The organism is Pseudomonas sp. Pseusp21, assembly GCF_059492145.1.
On sequence record NZ_CP168520.1, the window covers coordinates 5,548,139 to 5,565,466 of the forward strand.

General features: G+C 59.8%; 19 protein-coding genes. 13 read left to right on the top strand and 6 right to left on the bottom strand.

Features of this window, described 5'->3' with window-relative positions:
• The first annotated feature begins 107 nt into the window (after window positions 1-107).
• Together ACEN93_RS25265 and ACEN93_RS25270 are read left to right on the top strand one after the other, a co-directional pair.
• The gene (locus tag ACEN93_RS25265) at window positions 108-845 is read left to right on the top strand and encodes a DUF599 domain-containing protein (protein ID WP_011333121.1); all 738 of its coding nucleotides are present in this window, start codon (window positions 108-110) and stop codon (window positions 843-845) included.
• Entirely contained in the window at window positions 845-1,246 is a 402-nt protein-coding gene (locus ACEN93_RS25270) for an MAPEG family protein (RefSeq protein WP_064594489.1), read from the top strand. The genes ACEN93_RS25265 and ACEN93_RS25270 overlap by 1 nt, the downstream gene beginning before the upstream one ends.
• Before the next feature lie 76 nt (window positions 1,247-1,322).
• Here ACEN93_RS25270 and ACEN93_RS25275 read toward each other — a convergent pair whose 3' ends face one another.
• Window positions 1,323-1,559: a hypothetical protein gene (locus ACEN93_RS25275; protein WP_007959016.1), complete on the bottom strand. Its 237-nt coding sequence runs from the start codon at window positions 1,557-1,559 to the stop codon at window positions 1,323-1,325.
• A 158-nt stretch (window positions 1,560-1,717) separates the two neighbouring features.
• On the opposite strand from ACEN93_RS25275, the gene ACEN93_RS25280 reads away from it, so the two are divergent.
• The 4 genes from ACEN93_RS25280 to ACEN93_RS25295 all read left to right on the top strand — a co-directional run bounded on the left by ACEN93_RS25280 (window position 1,718) and on the right by ACEN93_RS25295 (window position 5,426).
• The gene (locus tag ACEN93_RS25280) at window positions 1,718-2,194 is read left to right on the top strand and encodes a PaaI family thioesterase (protein WP_210709422.1); all 477 of its coding nucleotides are present in this window, start codon (window positions 1,718-1,720) and stop codon (window positions 2,192-2,194) included.
• Entirely contained in the window at window positions 2,191-2,643 is a 453-nt protein-coding gene (locus tag ACEN93_RS25285) for a PaaI family thioesterase (protein WP_007959014.1), read from the top strand. Before ACEN93_RS25280 ends, ACEN93_RS25285 begins: the two co-directional genes overlap by 4 nt.
• Window positions 2,644-2,724: 81 nt before the next feature.
• Window positions 2,725-4,629: a molecular chaperone HtpG gene (gene htpG, locus ACEN93_RS25290; RefSeq protein WP_414882605.1), complete on the top strand. Its 1,905-nt coding sequence runs from the start codon at window positions 2,725-2,727 to the stop codon at window positions 4,627-4,629.
• A gap of 68 nt (window positions 4,630-4,697) precedes the next feature.
• Window positions 4,698-5,426 (top strand): dienelactone hydrolase family protein, encoded by a 729-nt coding sequence (locus ACEN93_RS25295; RefSeq protein WP_039769796.1) that lies wholly within the window; start codon window positions 4,698-4,700, stop codon window positions 5,424-5,426.
• A 42-nt stretch (window positions 5,427-5,468) separates the two neighbouring features.
• Here the strand turns inward: ACEN93_RS25295 and ACEN93_RS25300 are convergent, their stop codons facing one another.
• Window positions 5,469-6,359 carry a pirin family protein gene (locus ACEN93_RS25300; RefSeq protein WP_039769798.1) on the bottom strand — a complete coding sequence of 297 codons (891 nt, stop codon included), beginning with the start codon at window positions 6,357-6,359 and terminating at the stop codon, window positions 5,469-5,471.
• Window positions 6,360-6,420: 61 nt separating this feature from the next.
• Window positions 6,421-6,837 (bottom strand): OsmC family protein, encoded by a 417-nt coding sequence (locus ACEN93_RS25305; protein WP_039769799.1) that lies wholly within the window; start codon window positions 6,835-6,837, stop codon window positions 6,421-6,423.
• A 129-nt stretch (window positions 6,838-6,966) separates the two neighbouring features.
• On the opposite strand from ACEN93_RS25305, the gene ACEN93_RS25310 reads away from it, so the two are divergent.
• Window positions 6,967-8,022: an amidohydrolase family protein gene (locus tag ACEN93_RS25310; protein ID WP_039769801.1), complete on the top strand. Its 1,056-nt coding sequence runs from the start codon at window positions 6,967-6,969 to the stop codon at window positions 8,020-8,022.
• A 130-nt stretch (window positions 8,023-8,152) separates the two neighbouring features.
• Complete coding sequence (locus tag ACEN93_RS25315) at window positions 8,153-9,778, top strand: methyl-accepting chemotaxis protein (RefSeq protein WP_495610646.1); 1,626 nt, start codon at window positions 8,153-8,155, stop codon at window positions 9,776-9,778.
• 61 nt (window positions 9,779-9,839) lie between these two features.
• On the opposite strand, the gene ACEN93_RS25320 is transcribed toward ACEN93_RS25315, so the two are convergent.
• From ACEN93_RS25320 to purM, 3 genes are read right to left on the bottom strand one after another with little or no spacing between them, the layout of a single operon-like run.
• Complete coding sequence (locus ACEN93_RS25320) at window positions 9,840-10,553, bottom strand: DUF3108 domain-containing protein (protein WP_007950391.1); 714 nt, start codon at window positions 10,551-10,553, stop codon at window positions 9,840-9,842.
• 8 nt (window positions 10,554-10,561) lie between these two features.
• The gene (gene purN / locus ACEN93_RS25325; protein WP_039769803.1) at window positions 10,562-11,212 is read right to left on the bottom strand and encodes a phosphoribosylglycinamide formyltransferase; all 651 of its coding nucleotides are present in this window, start codon (window positions 11,210-11,212) and stop codon (window positions 10,562-10,564) included.
• The gene (gene purM / locus ACEN93_RS25330; RefSeq protein ID WP_039769805.1) at window positions 11,212-12,270 is read right to left on the bottom strand and encodes a phosphoribosylformylglycinamidine cyclo-ligase; all 1,059 of its coding nucleotides are present in this window, start codon (window positions 12,268-12,270) and stop codon (window positions 11,212-11,214) included. The genes purN and purM overlap by 1 nt, the downstream gene beginning before the upstream one ends.
• Window positions 12,271-12,645: 375 nt before the next feature.
• On the opposite strand from purM, the gene ACEN93_RS25335 reads away from it, so the two are divergent.
• From ACEN93_RS25335 to ACEN93_RS25355, 5 genes are all read left to right on the top strand, one after another.
• Window positions 12,646-13,704: a DUF2066 domain-containing protein gene (locus ACEN93_RS25335; RefSeq protein ID WP_414882601.1), complete on the top strand. Its 1,059-nt coding sequence runs from the start codon at window positions 12,646-12,648 to the stop codon at window positions 13,702-13,704.
• Between the two features lie 35 nt (window positions 13,705-13,739).
• Window positions 13,740-14,813 (top strand): AI-2E family transporter, encoded by a 1,074-nt coding sequence (locus ACEN93_RS25340; protein ID WP_039769808.1) that lies wholly within the window; start codon window positions 13,740-13,742, stop codon window positions 14,811-14,813.
• Window positions 14,814-15,023: 210 nt separating this feature from the next.
• The gene (gene hda / locus ACEN93_RS25345) at window positions 15,024-15,728 is read left to right on the top strand and encodes a DnaA regulatory inactivator Hda (protein ID WP_007950396.1); all 705 of its coding nucleotides are present in this window, start codon (window positions 15,024-15,026) and stop codon (window positions 15,726-15,728) included.
• 214 nt (window positions 15,729-15,942) lie between these two features.
• Window positions 15,943-16,563 (top strand): C40 family peptidase, encoded by a 621-nt coding sequence (locus ACEN93_RS25350; RefSeq protein WP_039769810.1) that lies wholly within the window; start codon window positions 15,943-15,945, stop codon window positions 16,561-16,563.
• Window positions 16,564-16,782: 219 nt separating this feature from the next.
• A complete protein-coding gene (locus ACEN93_RS25355) occupies window positions 16,783-17,319 on the top strand; it encodes a C40 family peptidase (RefSeq protein WP_039769812.1) in 537 nt (178 codons plus the stop codon).
• Window positions 17,320-17,328 lie beyond the last annotated feature (9 nt).

Genomic DNA, 17,328 nt, shown 5'->3' on the forward strand with positions numbered 1-17,328 from the left:
TCATCTGGCGTCCAAGCTGGGTTCATGTCGCGAGGGTAAAACTATGAAGTTATTGCTTGCGCGGAAACTTTTCTTGCTACTTGCCTAGCTATCATCAAAGGACCTGCATGTCGTTCATCCAAGCCAACCTGATCCACCTGCTGGCCGCGCTCTGGTTTGTCATCTGCTGGGGCGGTTACACCCGTTATGCCACCTGGAAGGGCCGTGACACCGCGTGCCTGGCCAGCGTGCTGCACCTGTATCGCGAAGACTGGATGCGCCGCATGCTGCTGCGCGACAACCGCATCGCCGATGCCAGCGTGATCGGCAACCTTGAGCGCAACGCCTCGTTCTTCGCCTCCAGCACGCTGATTATCCTGGCGGGCATTCTGACCGTGCTCGGCGCTTCCGAGCGCGCGGTGTCATTGCTGGCAGATATTCCGATGGTGCAACAGGCCTCGCAGGGCATGTCGGAGATCAAGTTGCTGTGCCTGGCGCTGGTGTTCGTCTATGCCTTCTTCACCTTCAGCTGGTGCATGCGCCAGTACAACTTCGCCGCGATTCTGGTCGGCTCGGCCCCGATGATCGGTGAGCGGCAAGTCTCGGAGCAGGAGCGCAAGGCGTTCGCCTCGCGGGCGGCTCGGGTGATTTCGATGGCGGCCAACCAGTTCAACTTCGGTCTGCGTTCCTATTACTTCGGGATGAGCATGCTGGCGTGGTTCGTCAGTCCGTGGCTGTTCATGTTGATGAGCGCAGGCGTCGTACTCGTGTTGTATCGCCGGGAGTTTCATTCCGACGTGCTCGATGTAATGGTCTATACCCCTACAGAGGCGCCATTGCCCGAAGCGAACAAAGAGGCTGCTTGATGAGTATTCCGTTCTGGTGTGTGTTTATCAGTGCATTGTTGATCTACGTGGCGCGTATGCCGGTCGGCAAGGCCATGAAAGAGCAGGGCGGTTACAACAACCACCTGCCGCGTCAGCAGCAGGCGCAACTCACCGGTTACGGGGCCCGGGCGCTGGCGGCCCACCAGAACAGCATCGAAGCGTTCATCCTGTTCGCCGTTGGCGTGCTGATGGCGCATACCACGCAGACAGCGGGATGGCTGATCGATACATTGGCGATCATCTTCGTGATCTCACGGATTTTCTATTTGTGGTTCTACCTGGCGGATATTCCCAAGCTGCGCAGTCTGGTCTGGCTGGTCGGCTTAGTGTGTTCATTGTTGCTGATGATTAGTCCGACTTTTAGAACTGTCTTGCTCTAAGACGGCATGGACAAAAACCACAGGCAAAAGAAAACCCGCACTTGGCGGGTTTTCTTTTGGGCTGTCGAGAAGCGGCTTATTGCTTCTTGGCAGCTTCTTCTTGCGCTGCAGCGTTCGATTCGGCCTGAGCTTTGGCAGCTTCGGCGTTTTCTTTCGCTGCGTCGTTCACTTTATCCTGAGCTTTGTTCATGTCTTGCTGAGCTTGTTCAGCATGTTGGTTGGCATCTTGAGCTTTGTCCTCGGATTTTTTATCGCAGGCAGCGAGACCGAGGGAAGCGGTCAACATCAAGGCAATAGCTAAAGTCTTACGCATGGGGTGTTTCTCCTTATGGAAAATAACTACTGGCCTTAAGAGCTCAGGCCCACGGCTTAAGTTCCTCATTTCTTTCAGATATATAAGTTTGTTTTGCAATGGAACTTTTGCTGTTCTTTCCACTACTGGGAATAGCCACTAACAAGAGTAATTATCAAATGGCCGAAAACCCCGTTTTTGAGCGTGCGACACGGTTTCTCTCGGCCCTGCGCCACTGTCAGGTGCTGGGATTGAAGGTGCACAGCGCAAGTAGCGAAGGCCTGACTGTGGTGCTGCCGTACAGTGCGCAAATCGTCGGCAATCCGCTGACCGGCGTCATCCACGGCGGGGCGATCACGTCGCTGATGGATACCGCGTGCGGCATGTCGATCCTGTGCGTCCTGCCGGAATTCGAAGTCTGCCCGACCCTCGATCTGCGCATCGACTACATGCATGCCGCCGAGCCGCATAAAGATGTTTACGGCTTCGCCCAATGTTATCGAGTCACCACCGATGTGATCTTCGCTCGCGGATTTGCCTATCAGGATGATCCCGAGCAACCGATTGCCCATGTCGTCGGCACCTTCATGCGCATGGGCAAAGGCCTGAAAGGCACCAAAGGCTTCGGTGGCGCGATCAAGGGAGAAACCCCATGAGCGACGACTTCAAGCAGCAATTGCAAGAGGCACACGAGAAGGGTGACTACGCGCCGCTCCTGAAGCTGATTCCCTATGCCGGGCTGATCGGCGTCGAGTGTTCGCGGGTCGGTGATGACTTGCTGTTCAAGCTGCCGGCCAACAAGGACAACATTGGTAACCCTTTATTGCCGGCGATCCACGGCGGGGTAATTGCCGGGTTCATGGAGCTGTCCGCGGCCCTGCACCTGCTGATTTTCACCGGCGCGCCCGGTGTGCCGAAGATTATCGATTTTTCCCTCGATTACCTGCGGGCCGGGCAGTTTCGCGATACCTGGGCCCGATGTCAGGTCTGCCGTCAGGGCCGGCGGGTGGCCAACGTCGCGGTCACGGCCTGGCAAAGTACCGAAAGCGAACCGATTGCCACTGCCCGTGCTCACTTCAAAATCGATGAGCCCTTGAAATCCTGAACCACGCCCCCAACTCACAGAACAACCCGCCGCCGACCAGCAAGGTCGCGGCCAATGCCATCTGATTGGAGTTTGATGACCATGAGTGTGGAAACTCAAAAGGAAACCCTGGGCTTCCAGACCGAGGTGAAGCAACTGCTGCACCTCATGATCCATTCGCTGTATTCCAACAAGGAAATCTTCCTTCGCGAATTGATCTCGAACGCCTCTGACGCTGTCGACAAATTGCGCTTCGAAGCCCTGGCCAAGCCTGAGTTGCTCGAAGGTGGCGATGAACTGAAAATCCGTGTGAGCTTCGACAAGGACGCCCAGACCGTCACCCTCGAAGACAACGGCATCGGCATGAACCGTGACGATGTGATCACCCACCTGGGTACCATCGCCAAATCCGGCACTGCCGATTTCATGAAAAACCTGTCCGGCGATCAGAAGAAGGATTCGCACCTGATCGGTCAGTTCGGCGTGGGTTTCTACTCGGCCTTCATCGTTGCCGACAAAGTTGACGTGTACAGCCGTCGCGCCGGCACCGCTGCCAGCGAAGGCGTGCACTGGTCGTCGAAAGGCGAGGGCGAATTTGAAGTCGCCACCATCGACAAACCGGAACGCGGCACCCGCATCGTCCTGCACCTGAAATCCGGTGAAGACGAGTTCGCCGATGGCTGGCGTCTGCGCAACATCATCAAGAAGTACTCCGACCACATCGCGCTGCCGATCGAGCTGCCAAAAGAAGTGGCCGCTGCCGAAGGCGAAGAGAAGCCTGAAGTTGAATGGGAAACCGTCAACCGCGCCAGCGCCCTGTGGACCCGTCCTCGCACTGAAGTGAAGGACGAGGAATACCAGGAGTTCTACAAACACATCGCCCACGACTTCGAAAATCCGCTGTCGTGGAGTCACAACAAGGTTGAAGGCAAGCTCGAGTACAGCTCGCTGCTGTACGTGCCGGCCCGCGCACCGTTCGATCTGTACCAGCGTGAAGCGTCGAAAGGCCTGAAGCTGTACGTGCAGCGCGTGTTCGTGATGGATCAGGCCGAGTCGTTCCTGCCGCTGTACCTGCGCTTCATCAAGGGCGTGGTCGACTCCAACGACCTGTCGCTGAACGTGTCGCGGGAAATCCTGCAGAAAGACCCGATCATCGACTCGATGAAGTCGGCGCTGACCAAGCGCGTGCTGGACATGCTGGAAAAACTGGCAAAGAACGAGCCTGAGCAATACAAGGGCTTCTGGAAGAACTTCGGTCAGGTCATGAAAGAAGGCCCGGCAGAAGATTTCGCCAACAAGGAAAAAATTGCCGGTCTGCTGCGCTTCGCATCGACCAACGGCACCGACGGCGAGCAGATCGTCGGTCTGGCCGAGTACCTGGCGCGCGCCAAGGAAGGTCAGGACAAGATCTACTACCTCACCGGCGAAACCTACGCGCAGGTCAAGAACAGCCCGCACCTGGAAGTCTTCCGCAAGAAAGGCATCGAAGTGCTGCTGCTGACCGACCGTATCGACGAGTGGCTGATGAGTTACCTCAGCGATTTCGACGGCAAGACGTTTGTCGACGTCGCGCGCGGTGACCTGGATCTGGGCAACCTGGACTCGGAAGAGGACAAGAAGGCCCAGGAAGAAGTCGCCAAGTCGAAAGAAGGTCTGGTCGAGCGTCTGAAAACCGCACTGGGCGACTCCGTTGCCGAAGTCCGGGTTTCCCATCGCCTGACGGATTCGCCGGCCATTCTGGCCATCGGCGAGCAGGACCTGGGTCTGCAAATGCGTCAGATCCTCGAGGCCAGCGGGCAGAAGGTGCCGGATTCGAAGCCGATCTTCGAATTCAACCCGAGCCACCCGCTGATCGAGAAGCTCGACAACGAGGCCAGCGAAGATCGCTTCAGCGACCTGTCGCACATCCTCTTCGACCAAGCCGCCCTGGCGGCGGGCGACAGCTTGAAAGACCCGGCCGCTTACGTGAAACGTCTGAACAAGCTGCTGGTTGAACTGTCGGTTTAACCAAGCTGCAGAAAAACCCGCTTCGGCGGGTTTTTTCATTCTGGAATTCAACCAATCTGGAGTCAGAAATGAGCCAAGTCACTGTACGTTCCGTGGTCTATCAGATTGACGGCCAGCCTTATGAAGGTCGCCTGGCCTTCGACGCCGAGCACAAAGGCGCGCGTCCGGGGCTGCTGATGGCGCCGAACTGGATGGGTGTCAGCGCTGGCGCTGAAGAAATCGCCAAATCGGTGGCGGCCAAGGGTTATGTGGTGCTGATCGCTGACGTGTATGGCCAGGCCGTACGTCCGCAGAACGCTGATCAGGCCGGTGCGGCGATGATGCCGCTGAAGAATGACCGCGCGCTGCTGCGCAAGCGTATGCAGGCGGCGTTCGAACAATTGCAGAAGCAGGGCGAGGCGGCGGTCGATACCTCGAAACTGGCGGTATTCGGTTTCTGCTTCGGCGGTTGCTGTGCGCTGGATCTGGCGCGCACTGGTGCTGCGGTGAAAGCGGCGGTGTCGTTCCACGGCACGCTGGACTCGCCGAACCCGGCGGACGCGAAGAACATCAAGGGCTCGGTGTTGGTGCTGCACGGTGCTTCGGACCCGCTGGTGCCGAAAGAGCAGTTGCCGGCATTCGAGGACGAGATGAACGCCGCCGGTGTGGACTGGCAGTTGCTGAGCTACGGTGGCGCGGTGCACTCGTTCACTGATCCGCACGCCAATGTGCCGGGCAAGATGATGTACGACGCGAAGACCGCAGCGCGGGCGTTCAAGTCGATGCATGACTTGCTGGAAGAAGTGTTCAAGGGCTGAATCGGCTGAACACACTCCCACGCCTGGCGTGGGAGTGTGGCTTTACAGCGGTGTCGGTTCGCTGCGCGATTTAGGCAGCTCGATCCGCTCGACTTCCCCCGGCACCGTCGGCCAATCCCCGGCCGCCCACTTGCGCCGCGCCTCATCGATTGCCGCCGGATCGCTCGCAACAAAATTCCAGTTGATCCGCCGTGGCCCGTCCAGTGGCGCACCGCCGAACAACACTGCGTGACTGTCGCTCTCGGCAAACAGGCTCATCTCTTCCCCAGCCGGCAACACCACCAGCGCATGGGGTTCGACCGCTTCGCCATTCAATTGCACATCACCGCTCAACACATACAGCGCCCGCTCGTCATGTTCGGTCGGGATCAGCAGCGTGGTCGCGGTTTGCATCTTCAGTTCGGCATACAGCGTAGGAGAAAGCACCGGCACCGGCGATTCCAGGCAAAAGCCTGACCCGGCGATCATGCGGATCTGTACACCGAGGTTATCGCTGACCGGCAAGGTCGAGGCCGGGTGATGGCTGTAATGCCCCGGGCCTTGTTCGTGATCCTTGGGCGAGGCGAGCCAGATTTGCAGGCCGTGCATCTTGAAGCTTTGCTCCCACAGCGGTTCGGGCGTGCGCTCGACGTGCGCGATCGCCGTGCCGGCCGTCATCCAGCTGACATCGCCGGCGCTGACCACCTGATCCGAACCCAGGCTGTCCTTGTGCTGGATCTGTCCTTCGAACAAATACGTGAGGGTCGACAGACCGATGTGCGGATGCTGTCGGATGTTCATGCCTTTGCCCGCCGGATAAACCGTTTCGAGCATGTGGTCGAAAAACACGAAAGGCCCGACGCTGCGGCATTTGGCTGACGGCAGCGGGCGCAGGATCGGCTGGCCTTCGACGTCTTCGGCGCGCGGGCGGATGATCAGGGGTTGGGTGTCCATGGTCCATTCCAGGCTGAGCGGGTGATGCGTGGAGCATAACCCGCCGGTGTCATCGAGGTGATTACTGGCTGTCGAAGCCGACTGGCGCGTGGGTTTCGATGGTGACTTCGCTGGTGGTCATCAGCTTGTGGATCGGGCAGCGATCGGCGACGCGCAGCAGTTCTTCGCGCTGGGCATCGGTGAGCACGCCCTTGAGGGTGAGGGTCACGTGCAGGGCGTACTTGCCTTTCTGTTCCTGGCTGTTGTCGCGTTTGACCTCAACGCCGACGCCGGTCAGCGGGATGTCCTTTTTCTTCGCGTACAGCTTCAGGGTCAGAGCCTTGCAGGCGCCGAGGGCTGCGTCGAAGTAATCGTGCGGTTCCGGAGCCGAGCCTTCGCCGCCGGCAGTCGTCGGGACGTCTGTAAACAGCTCATGCTCATCGATCTGAACGGTGTGGCGAAAACCTTCGGCGGACACGGTATTGACGGTAACGGTCATGTGAACCTCGCAAGCTGTAGGAAAAGGGATTCGATCAAAAAAGACCTTGCAGGTATAGAGCATTTCCCACACAGGCGCGTTCCACTTTCTTGCCGGGTGAACCCTCGTCGCCCGGCGAGGGTCTAGGCTATGCCTGTCTGCCGGAGAATGCTTGTGTCCGTGTTTCGTTTGAGCCTTGCCTGCCTGATGGCTTTCACCGGCGCCGCCAGTGCCCGGGATTACACCTACAGTGACGCGCACCTGCATTACGTGGATTTTTTCCAGGAAACCGCCGGCATGCCGAAATTGCTGACGGCCATGAAGGAAAATGCCATCGAGCATGTGATGATTTCCGGCATTCCCGTGGCGAAGAAATGGCACGAAGACGAGCCGAAGCGTCCGCGTTACTACGCTGGCGATGATGCCGATGCCTATTGGTACAGCGCGACTGACGTGATCGTCGCCGACGCGGTGCAGAAGCTGACACCTGAGCAACGCCAGTACTTTCACCCGTTTCTTTCAGGCTTCAACCCCAACGACAAGAACTCCGCCGCGCATATCCAGCGCATGCTCGATCTGTATCCCGGCTTGTGGCAGGGCATAGGCGAAGTCTTCACCCGTCACGACGATCTCACCGCGCTGACCTCCGGCGACACGCCACGCGCCAACAACGAAGCCATGACCCGCATCTATCACCTGGCCGCTGAAAACGATCTGCCGGTGATGCTGCATTCCAACATCACCTCCAAGCGTGAGAAGAACCCCCTGTACCTGAAGGAAATCGAAGAGCCGCTGCGTAATCATCCGCACACCCGGTTCATCTGGGCGCATGCCGGCACCAGCGCCGAAATCCACCGTCATCAGACGCAGCTGGATTTTCTGCTGCCGACCCTGACGCGAATGCTGGAGGCGTACCCGAACCTGTTTATTGATCTGTCGTGGAGCTTGCTGACGCCTTATCTGCTGGACGAAAAGGGGCAACCGCGAGCGGACTGGGTGCAACTGGTGGAGCGCTACCCGGATCGCTTCATGCTCGGTTCGGACGTGGTCGGGCGATTCAATAAACTCGGCAAGGAAATCCACGGCTTCAAGCCGTTTCTCGACGCCTTGCCGGAAGCGGTGGCGAAAAAAGTCGCACGGGACAACTTCTTGGCGATATTGCCGCGAACAGCGCTCAAGTCCGGCAAACCCGCGCTGAATCGTTAATGCCGACGGTTCGTAGGATCAAGGCCTTTTGATATCGCGTTTTGGTCTTACGCATTTTTTAAAAGGGCCGATACCTTCTAGAGCAACCAGCTGCAGGGTTGATGCAGCGCTTTTGGAAGGAACCAGAGCAATGAGTATCCGTAGTCTCAATATTGCGCCCAGGGCCGGCCTGGGTTTCGGCGTGTTGGCGCTAATGGTGTTTGCCCTTGGGGCGTTCGCCCTGCTGCAGATGTCGAACATGCGTGCGCAGTCCGACGAGGTCGACAATAACTGGCTGCCCAGCGTGATGGCGGTGGGCGAGATGAGCCAGGACATGCTGCGCCTGCGCGCGCTGACCATGCGCCTGTTGCTCAATCGCGATCCGCAGGCGCTGGAGCAGAACGTGGCCAAGCTCAATGAGTTGCGCGGTGTCTTGAGTGAGGCCCAGCAGCGCTATGACGTGTTGATCGTACTGCCTGAAGAGCGTGCGTTGTTCGACCGCTTCAGGGTTGCCGAACACAAGTACCTGGAGCTGCAGGCGCAGGTGATGACGTTGTCTGCTCAGGGACGAGTGGAAGAGGCGGCCGCCATTCTCAACGGACAGATGAGCCCACTGGCGGATGAAATTGCAGTGACCCTGCGTGAGCTGGTCGAGTTGAACAAGCACAACGCCAACCTCGCCACAGAGGCCGCACGGCTGGTGTTCACCAACTCGCGGGTGTGGGTCGGGGTGATGATCGGCATCACTGCGCTGATCACCATCGCGCTGGCGTTGTTGCTGACCCGCAGCATCGTGCTGCCGCTGTCGCAATCGCTCAATGTCGCGGAAGTGGTGGCCGGTGGCGATCTGACCGGGGATATCAGCATTTCCGGCAAGGACGAACCGGCGCGGCTGCTGCACGCGCTCAAGAGCATGCAGCACAACCTGCGCGACACTATCCGCCAGATCTCGGAGTCCTCCAGTCAACTGGCCTCGGCGTCAGAGGAGTTGAGTTGCGTCACTGAAGACGCGACGCGGGGGCTGCATCAGCAGAGCCTGGAAATCGAACAGGCGGCTACGGCGGTCAACCAGATGACGGCGGCGGTGGAGGAGGTGGCGAGCAATGCCGTCGCGACTTCCGAGGCGTCCCGTGAGTCTGATCGTATTGCCCAGCATGGCCGCGAGCAGGTGCAGCAGACCGTGTCGTCCATCGAGCTGCTGGCGGACGATGTCACCGCCAATGCCACGCAAGTGGAGGATCTGGCGCAGAAGGTCTACAGCATCAGCAAGGTGCTGGACGTGATCCGCTCGATTGCCGAACAGACCAACCTGCTGGCATTGAACGCGGCGATCGAGGCCGCCCGGGCGGGTGATGCCGGACGGGGTTTTGCGGTGGTGGCGGATGAAGTGCGGGCGCTGGCCCATCGCACTCAGCAGTCGACGCGGGAGATCGAGCAGATGATCGGCGGCATCCAGCAGGGCACCGATTCGGCGGTCAGCTCGATGCAGCAGAGCAACGTCCGGGCGCGCTCGACCCTGGAGCTGGCGAAGGCCGCCGGCGTTGCGCTGGAGGAAATCGCTTCGGCGTTTACCTTGATCAACGAGCGCAATCTGGTGATCGCCAGTGCGTCGGAAGAGCAAGCGGCCGTGGCGCGGGAAGTGGACCGCAACCTGATGAACATCCGCGACCTGGCGATGCAGACGTCTGCCGGGGCCAATCAGACCAGTGCCGCGAGTCAGGAGCTGTCGCGGCTGGCGGTGGACCTGAACAGCATGGTGGCCAGGTTCTCGGTCTGATCAGCGTTCGACAGGCGAAAAAAAGCCCCGCATTTGCGGGGCTTTTTGATTTTGCGTCGGATCAGCTGCCTTTGACGGTCTTGCCGTTGACCGTGCCGTCGAGGAGCATGATGTTGTACTCCTTGCCGTCGGTTTCGACCTGTTGCAGGCGAACCAGCAGGTAATCCCAGTCCTTGGCGAACCACAGGACGGTGATGCGCTTGCTTTGTGTCGGATCGCGAACGCGCTCGACCTTGATCGCATCGATCTGGCCGGCCTTGGTTTCGACTTTTTCCGAACCCAGCACGCGGAAGTCGTAGGTATCGACTTCGCCATCATCGACCACCTGATAGCTCATGCTTTTCTTGCCGGCGGCCACGTCATGCTGCAGCGCCAGTTGATAGGTGGATTTGTCGACCATGCCGCGGTTGAGCGGGATTTTCACCGCGTCGCCGCGGTCGGTGCCGGTCACCAGCTTGTTGGCCCAGTCGAAGTCCAGGTCAGCCTTTTTCGCCTTGCCCAGACCACCGCGTTCGAAGTGGTAGGACTGTGGCAGCAGGGTGTCCTTGTCCAGGGTCAGGGTGCTTTCCTCGGACAGGCTGGCAATCATCATCGAGGCTTTGAAGCTGAGCTTCCAGACGCCGTTGGCCTGTTTGGTCAGGCTGCGCTCGGCGGTGCCGCTCATGGGCAGCTGTTTCCAGTCGGCGGTGTAGCTGGCGGAGAACGGTTGAAGGTCTGCCGCCTGCGCGAAGGGCAGGGCGAGCAGAGCGCAAGCGAAGAGCAGGGCGCGACGCATAATATCTCCTAGTTTCGAATCAAGTGACCGCTGGCCGGCAGTGGCTGGCCATCCAGTAAAGCACCTTGCTCGCCGAGGCTCAGCCGTCCTTCGGCGAACCAGCGTATGGCCATCGGGTAGATCAGGTGTTCCTGAGCGTGAACCCGCTGCGCCAGACTTTGCGGCGAATCGTGCAACTCTACCGGGATTACTGCCTGTACGACCAGTGGTCCGCCATCGAGTTCCTCGGTGACGAAGTGCACGGAGCAGCCGTGTTCGGCGTCGCCGGCCTCCAGCGCGCGCTGATGAGTGTGTAACCCTTTGTATTTGGGTAGCAGCGACGGGTGGATGTTGAGCAGGCGACCCTGGTAGTGACGGACGAAGTCAGCGCTGAGAATGCGCATGAAGCCGGCCAGTACCACGAGTTTGGGGTTGAATTCGTCGATCAGTTCGATCAGCGCGGTATCGAAGGCCTCGCGGCCCTCGAATCCCTTGTGATCCAGCGAGCGGGTGGCGATACCCGCGTCACTGGCGCGTTGCAGGCCGTAGGCGTCGGCGCGGTTGGAAATCACCGCAGCGATGCGGACCGGGCTGTCGCCGGTCCGCGTGCTGTCGATCAGGGCCTGCAAGTTACTGCCGGTGCCAGACAACAGCACCACGACATCACAGGTCTGGGACATCAGTGAGCCTTGAGGTTCTTCAGTTCGACCTGAGCCGCGCCTTCGGCAGCGACAGCGATCTGACCGATGACCCAAGGCTGCTCGCCGGCGTCACGCAGGGTGTTCAGGGCAACTTCAACGTGCTCCTGAGCCACGCAGATCACCATGCCCACGCCGCAGTTCAGCACGCGGTGCATTTCGGTTTCGTCGACGTTGCCTTTCTCTTGCAGCCAGTCGAAGACGGCCGGGCGAGTCCAGCTGGCCACGTCAACCACGGCTTGAGCGCCTTTTGGCAGAACGCGTGGGATGTTGTCCAGCAGGCCGCCACCGGTGATGTGGGCCATGGCTTTGACCGCACCGGTGTCCTTGATCAGCTTGAGCAGCGGCTTCACGTAGATGCGGGTCGGAGCCATCAGCAGTTCGGTCAGCGGCTTGCCGTCGAGCTGAACGGTTTCGATGTCGGCACCGGACACTTCGATGATCTTGCGGATCAGCGAGTAGCCGTTGGAGTGCGGGCCGGACGATGGCAGGGCGATCAGGGCATCACCGGTGGCGACTTTCGAGCCGTCGATGATTTCGGCTTTTTCCACGACGCCGACGCAGAAGCCGGCCAGGTCGTAGTCTTCGCCTTCGTACATGCCCGGCATTTCAGCGGTTTCGCCGCCGACCAGCGAGCAGCCAGCCAGTTCGCAGCCTGCACCGATACCGGTAACCACGGTGGCCGCTACGTCGACGTTCAGCTTGCCGGTGGCGTAGTAGTCGAGGAAGAACAGCGGCTCGGCGCCGCACACCACCAGATCGTTGACGCACATGGCGACCAGGTCCTGACCGATGCTGTCGTGCTTGTTCAGGTTCAGCGCCAGACGCAGCTTGGTGCCGACGCCGTCAGTACCGGAAACCAGTACCGGCTGCTTGTAACCGGCCGGGATCTCGCAGAGGGCGCCGAAACCGCCCAGGCCGCCCATGACTTCCGGGCGCGCAGTGCGCTTGGCGACGCTCTTGATGCGTTCGACCAATGCTTCACCGGCGTCGATGTCTACACCGGCGTCCTTGTAGCTCAGGGAGGGTTGCTTGCTCATGATCCAGGCCTTTAGGGGAGGGGATTCAGGGGTAACGACCGAGTTCAGCGGGAACGCCGAATCCGACAGGGGCGATTGCCTCACGCGAAGTTCGGGGTGCCCGGCTGTTGCCGGTCTGCGAAGGCGCGCGATTTTATCAGGCTTGAGGGGCAGCGGCCATCCTCACGCCGACGGGCAGGGGCATATCGATGGAAAAATTTTGCAATTGACGCTGTGGATGACATCACGGGTGCCTGTATAAGGAACCGTCTATCGTTAGGACTGTGCAAAAACTTACCGACCGCGTGTGAATGTTTTGCGACGGCCTGTGGTCACAGGCTTGCCACAACGGTGCACGCGGCCTGTTCCAGCCGCTCTTGTCGACGGGAATTCTCCATGCGTTTTTGTAAATTGCTGTTAGTGGGTGGTTTGTCTCTGATCAGCCTGGCGACCCAGGCGGAAAATCTCAAAGGTCTTTATCAGGTGCGCGAACCGGTCACTGGCCAGTCGCCAGAGGAGCGCGATCGCGCGACCCAGGCTGCGCTGGATACGCTGGTGCTGCGCCTGACCGGTGACCCGAAGGCCCCGCAGAACCCGGGGCTGGCGCCGGTTCGCAAGGATCCGCAGCAGATCATCAGTCAGTTCGGTTTCGATGCCGGGCCGCCGGAAGTGCTGAAAGTCGATTTCGACCCGGGAACCACCGAGCAGGCGTTGCGCCGCGCCGGGCTGGCGCTGTGGGGTGCCAATCGGCCCTCGATCCTGAGCTGGTGGCTGAACGATTCGACCGAGGGTTCGAGCCTGGTGGGCGACGGTCAGGCCAGTGCCGCACCGTTGCGCCGCGCCGCCCAGCACCGTGGATTGCCGTTGCGCCTGCCTTTGGCGGACTTGAGTGAGCAATTGGTCGCAACCGCGCCTGCGCTTGAAGGGGCCGACCCGGCGCCGCTGCGTAACGCTTCCGAGCGCTATAACGCTGACGCCTTGCTCGCCGTGCATGCGCGCGAAGAAAGCGGGCAATGGCAGGCCAAATGGCAATTGTGGCTGGGCGATAAAAAAGAGGCGGGCAACGTGCAGGGCGCGGATCAGGCGGCGGTGGCCGATGCGGTGATGCTGGCGGTCACTGAACGTCTGGCGCCACGCTTTGTGGCCAAGCCGGGCGCGTCCGGCCAGCAGACCCTGGAAGTGCAGGGCATGAATCTGGAGCACTACGCAGCGCTGCTGCGGTTACTCGAACCGTTCGGCGTGCGTCTGCAGAGTGTCGATGCCGATCGCATCCTCTATCGGGTCAACGGCAGTGCCGATCAATTGCGAGCGCAATTGTCGCTGGCGAAGTTGCAGGAACTGCCGGCCGAGGCACCGGCTCCGGTGGCTGCGCCTCAGCCTGCGGTCGTCGGGGCGGCGCCAACCGTTGCGCCGACACCGACACCGGCGGCGCCGTCCTTGCGGTTCCGCTGGTAGTTTTTCTTTCTTATATATAAGCAATGGAGTGTTACATGGCCGATACGCGGCGTTGGTTCTGGCTCGGTGGGGTGCTCCTGCTTTGCGCGTTTGTCTGGTTGCTGCATCCGATCCTTACGCCGTTTCTGGTGGCGCTGCTGCTCGCCTATCTGTTCGATCCGCTCGTCGATCGTCTGGAACGCCTGGGGCTGTCTCGCACCTGGGGTGTTATCGCGGTGTTCGCCTTGTTCACCCTGATCGTCACTGCGTTGTTGCTGGTGCTGGTGCCGATGCTCGCCAAGCAATTAGTACGGCTGTATGAACTGGCGCCGCAAATGCTCGACTGGTTGCAGCACACTGCCGTGCCATGGGCGCAATCGAAGCTGGGGCTGTCTGACGGCTTCTGGAAGTTCGACAAGGTCAAAGCCGCGATCAGCGAACACATGGGCCAGACCACCGACATCGTCGGTGTGGTGCTGAGTCAGGCGACGGCCTCGAGCCTGGCACTGATCGGCTGGCTGGCGAATCTGGTGCTGATCCCGGTGGTGAGCTTTTACCTGCTGCGTGACTGGGACGTGATGATGGCCAAGATCCGTGGCCTGTTGCCCCGTGATCGCGAAGAGCGTGTGGTGGCGCTGGCGGGTGAGTGCCATGAAGTGCTGGGCGCGTTCGTGCGCGGGCAGTTGCTGGTGATGCTGGCGTTGGGCGTGATCTATGCGGCCGGTCTGATGATTGTCGGGCTGGAGCTGGGCCTGTTGATCGGTCTGATTGCAGGGCTGGCGGCGATTGTGCCGTACATGGGGTTTGTGATCGGCATCGGCGCGGCGCTGATTGCCGGGTTGTTCCAGTTTGGTGGCGATCTGTATCCGATGATCGGGATCGTCGCGGTGTTCATGGTCGGCCAGGCACTGGAAGGCATGGTGCTGACGCCTTTGCTGGTGGGGGATCGGATCGGTCTGCACCCGGTGGCGGTGATTTTCGCGATTCTGGCCGGTGGCGAGCTGTTCGGCTTCACCGGTGTGCTGCTGGCATTGCCGGTGGCGGCGGTGATCATGGTGCTGGTGCGACACGTCCACGATCTGTACAAGGATTCCGACATCTATAGCGGGGTGGATGAGCCGGAGTTGTAATCGTGACGCGCGGGCTGCCCGGTGGATTGCCGGGTTGGCCCGTCTCCTGCAGGCCATGGCGCCAAAGAAACTGTCATAAAACCAGCACGTTAACGCAAACCTTTGATTTTGCTTGGGGTCTGTCGCATTGTGCGCTCCGCTTCACGGGTATAAACTTCGCTCACTTTACACAGAGGCCACTAACGGTTCCTTGGGAACTGTTCAGTCAGCATGAAACCGATTCAGCTGCCCCTAGGTGTGCGTCTGCGTGACGACGCCACCTTCATCAACTACTACCCAGGCGCCAATGCCGCTGCACTCGGCTATGTCGAGCGTCTATGCGAAGCCGACGCCGGCTGGACCGAAAGCCTGATCTATCTGTGGGGCAAGCACGGGGTAGGACGTACGCATCTGTTGCAGGCTGCATGCCTGCGTTTCGAGCAGATGGGTGAACCGGCGGTGTACCTGCCGCTGGCCGAGTTGATGGATCGCGGCATCGAAATTCTCGACAACCTCGAACAGTACGAACTGGTCTGCCTGGATGACTTGCAGGTTATTGCCGGCAAGGCGGACTGGGAAGAGGCGATGTTTCATCTGTTCAACCGTCTGCGTGACAGCGGTCGCCGTCTGCTGATCGCGGCATCCACTTCGCCGCGTGAACTGCCGATCAAACTCGCCGACCTGAAATCGCGCCTGACCCTGGCGCTGATCTTCCAGATGCGTCCTCTCTCCGATGAAGACAAATTGCGTGCCCTGCAATTGCGCGCATCCCGTCGCGGTCTGCACCTGACCGATGAAGTCGGGCATTTTATTTTGACTCGCGGTACCCGCAGCATGAGCGCGCTTTTCGATCTGCTGGAGCAGCTCGATCAGGCCTCTTTGCAGGCTCAGCGCAAGCTGACCATTCCCTTCCTGAAAGAAACGCTGGGCTGGTAAAACCGGGGCTTTCAGCCGGTTTCGGCATATTTCAGGCGCCAGAAAACCCGCTTTCCTGTGGGTTGCACAGGCCGCGTCTCGATTCAAATAGGCTTAAGCGCTTAGATGTTAACGAGAAACCGGGAAGTCACAAAAAGATCGATTGAATTTGCAAATGAGGCTGATAGCGGGCATAGTCTCGGCTTCTTTACAACTATCAGCCACGGTCGTGCCCATGCTAAAGCGCTTCGCACCCCTCGTGCCTCTCGCACTCGTCACCCTGTTGTTCGGTTGCGCTGCTCATTCACCTGTTAATCAAGAGCAGCAACAACAGGTAAAAAACTCTGCCACCGCCCAGTCTTCCGTTATTTACCAGGAAGAGCTGGACACCGAAAAAGAACTCGCCGACTTCAACGGCAAGAAGCCTTACCAGCTTCCGGTTCTGGCCGACAGCATCCTCGAACGCGGCATGTCCCTGATCGGTACCCGTTACCGTTTCGGCGGTACCTCTGAAGCCGGTTTCGATTGCAGCGGTTTCATCGGCTATCTGTTCCGCGAAGAAGCCGGCATGAACCTGCCACGCTCCACTCGCGAAATGATCAACGTGGATGCGCCGCTGGTTTCGCGCAGCAACCTTGAGCCAGGCGATCTGTTGTTCTTCGCCACCAATGGTCGTCGCGGTCGTGTAAGCCACGCCGGGATCTACCTGGGCGACAACCAGTTCATCCATTCCAGCTCTCGTCGCAGCGGCGGTGTTCGCATCGACAGCCTGGGCGACAGCTACTGGAGCAAGACCTTTATCGAAGCCAAACGCGCTTTGGCGAACGCTCCAACCGTGGTTACCGCTCGCAAGTAATCACGCATTTGTCGCCACGCTGGTGGCGACAAAGCGGCCCTTCAATCGCAATAGACCTAAACTTTACAAGGTGAAGTTAAAGTCTTACTTGAAGTTTGCCGCGTAGCCGCTAGAATCCTGATCTATATTGATGGCAAACCGCCTGCGTCCCAACGCAGGCGGTTTTGTTTTCTATCGAATCGGCAGTCAAAGCCGCAGCCAGATCAGGATGTTCTGCATATGACGATGTCGGCCCGCTTTGCCTTGATGTTCTTCGCCGCGCTGCTCAGCGCCTGCGCCAGCCGCACTCCGCCGCCTGCGCCGGTGGTTCGCGCTCCGATCGTATTCGGATCCTCCCAGACCTTTTCGCCTGCTGCCGAAGACGTGCTGTTCCGCGCGCTGGGGCTGGTCGGCACGCCTTATCGCTGGGGCGGCAATACGCCGGATTCGGGCTTTGATTGCAGTGGCCTGATCGGTTTCGTCTACCGCGATGCCGCCGGCATCAGCCTGCCGCGTTCGACCCGCGAGATGATCGTCATGCAGGCGCCGAACGTCGGCAAGGAAGGGCTGCAGACCGGCGACCTGATCTTCTTCGCCACCAATGGCGGCTCTCAGGTCAGCCATGCGGGGATCTACGTCGGGGAAGGGCGCTTCGTTCATGCACCAGCCACTGGCGGGACGGTGAAGCTGGACAGTCTGTCAAAAGCGTATTGGCAGAAAGCCTATCTGAGCGCCAAGCGCGTTCTGCAGCCGGAGCATCTGGCGCACAACCCGTAATCCAGATAC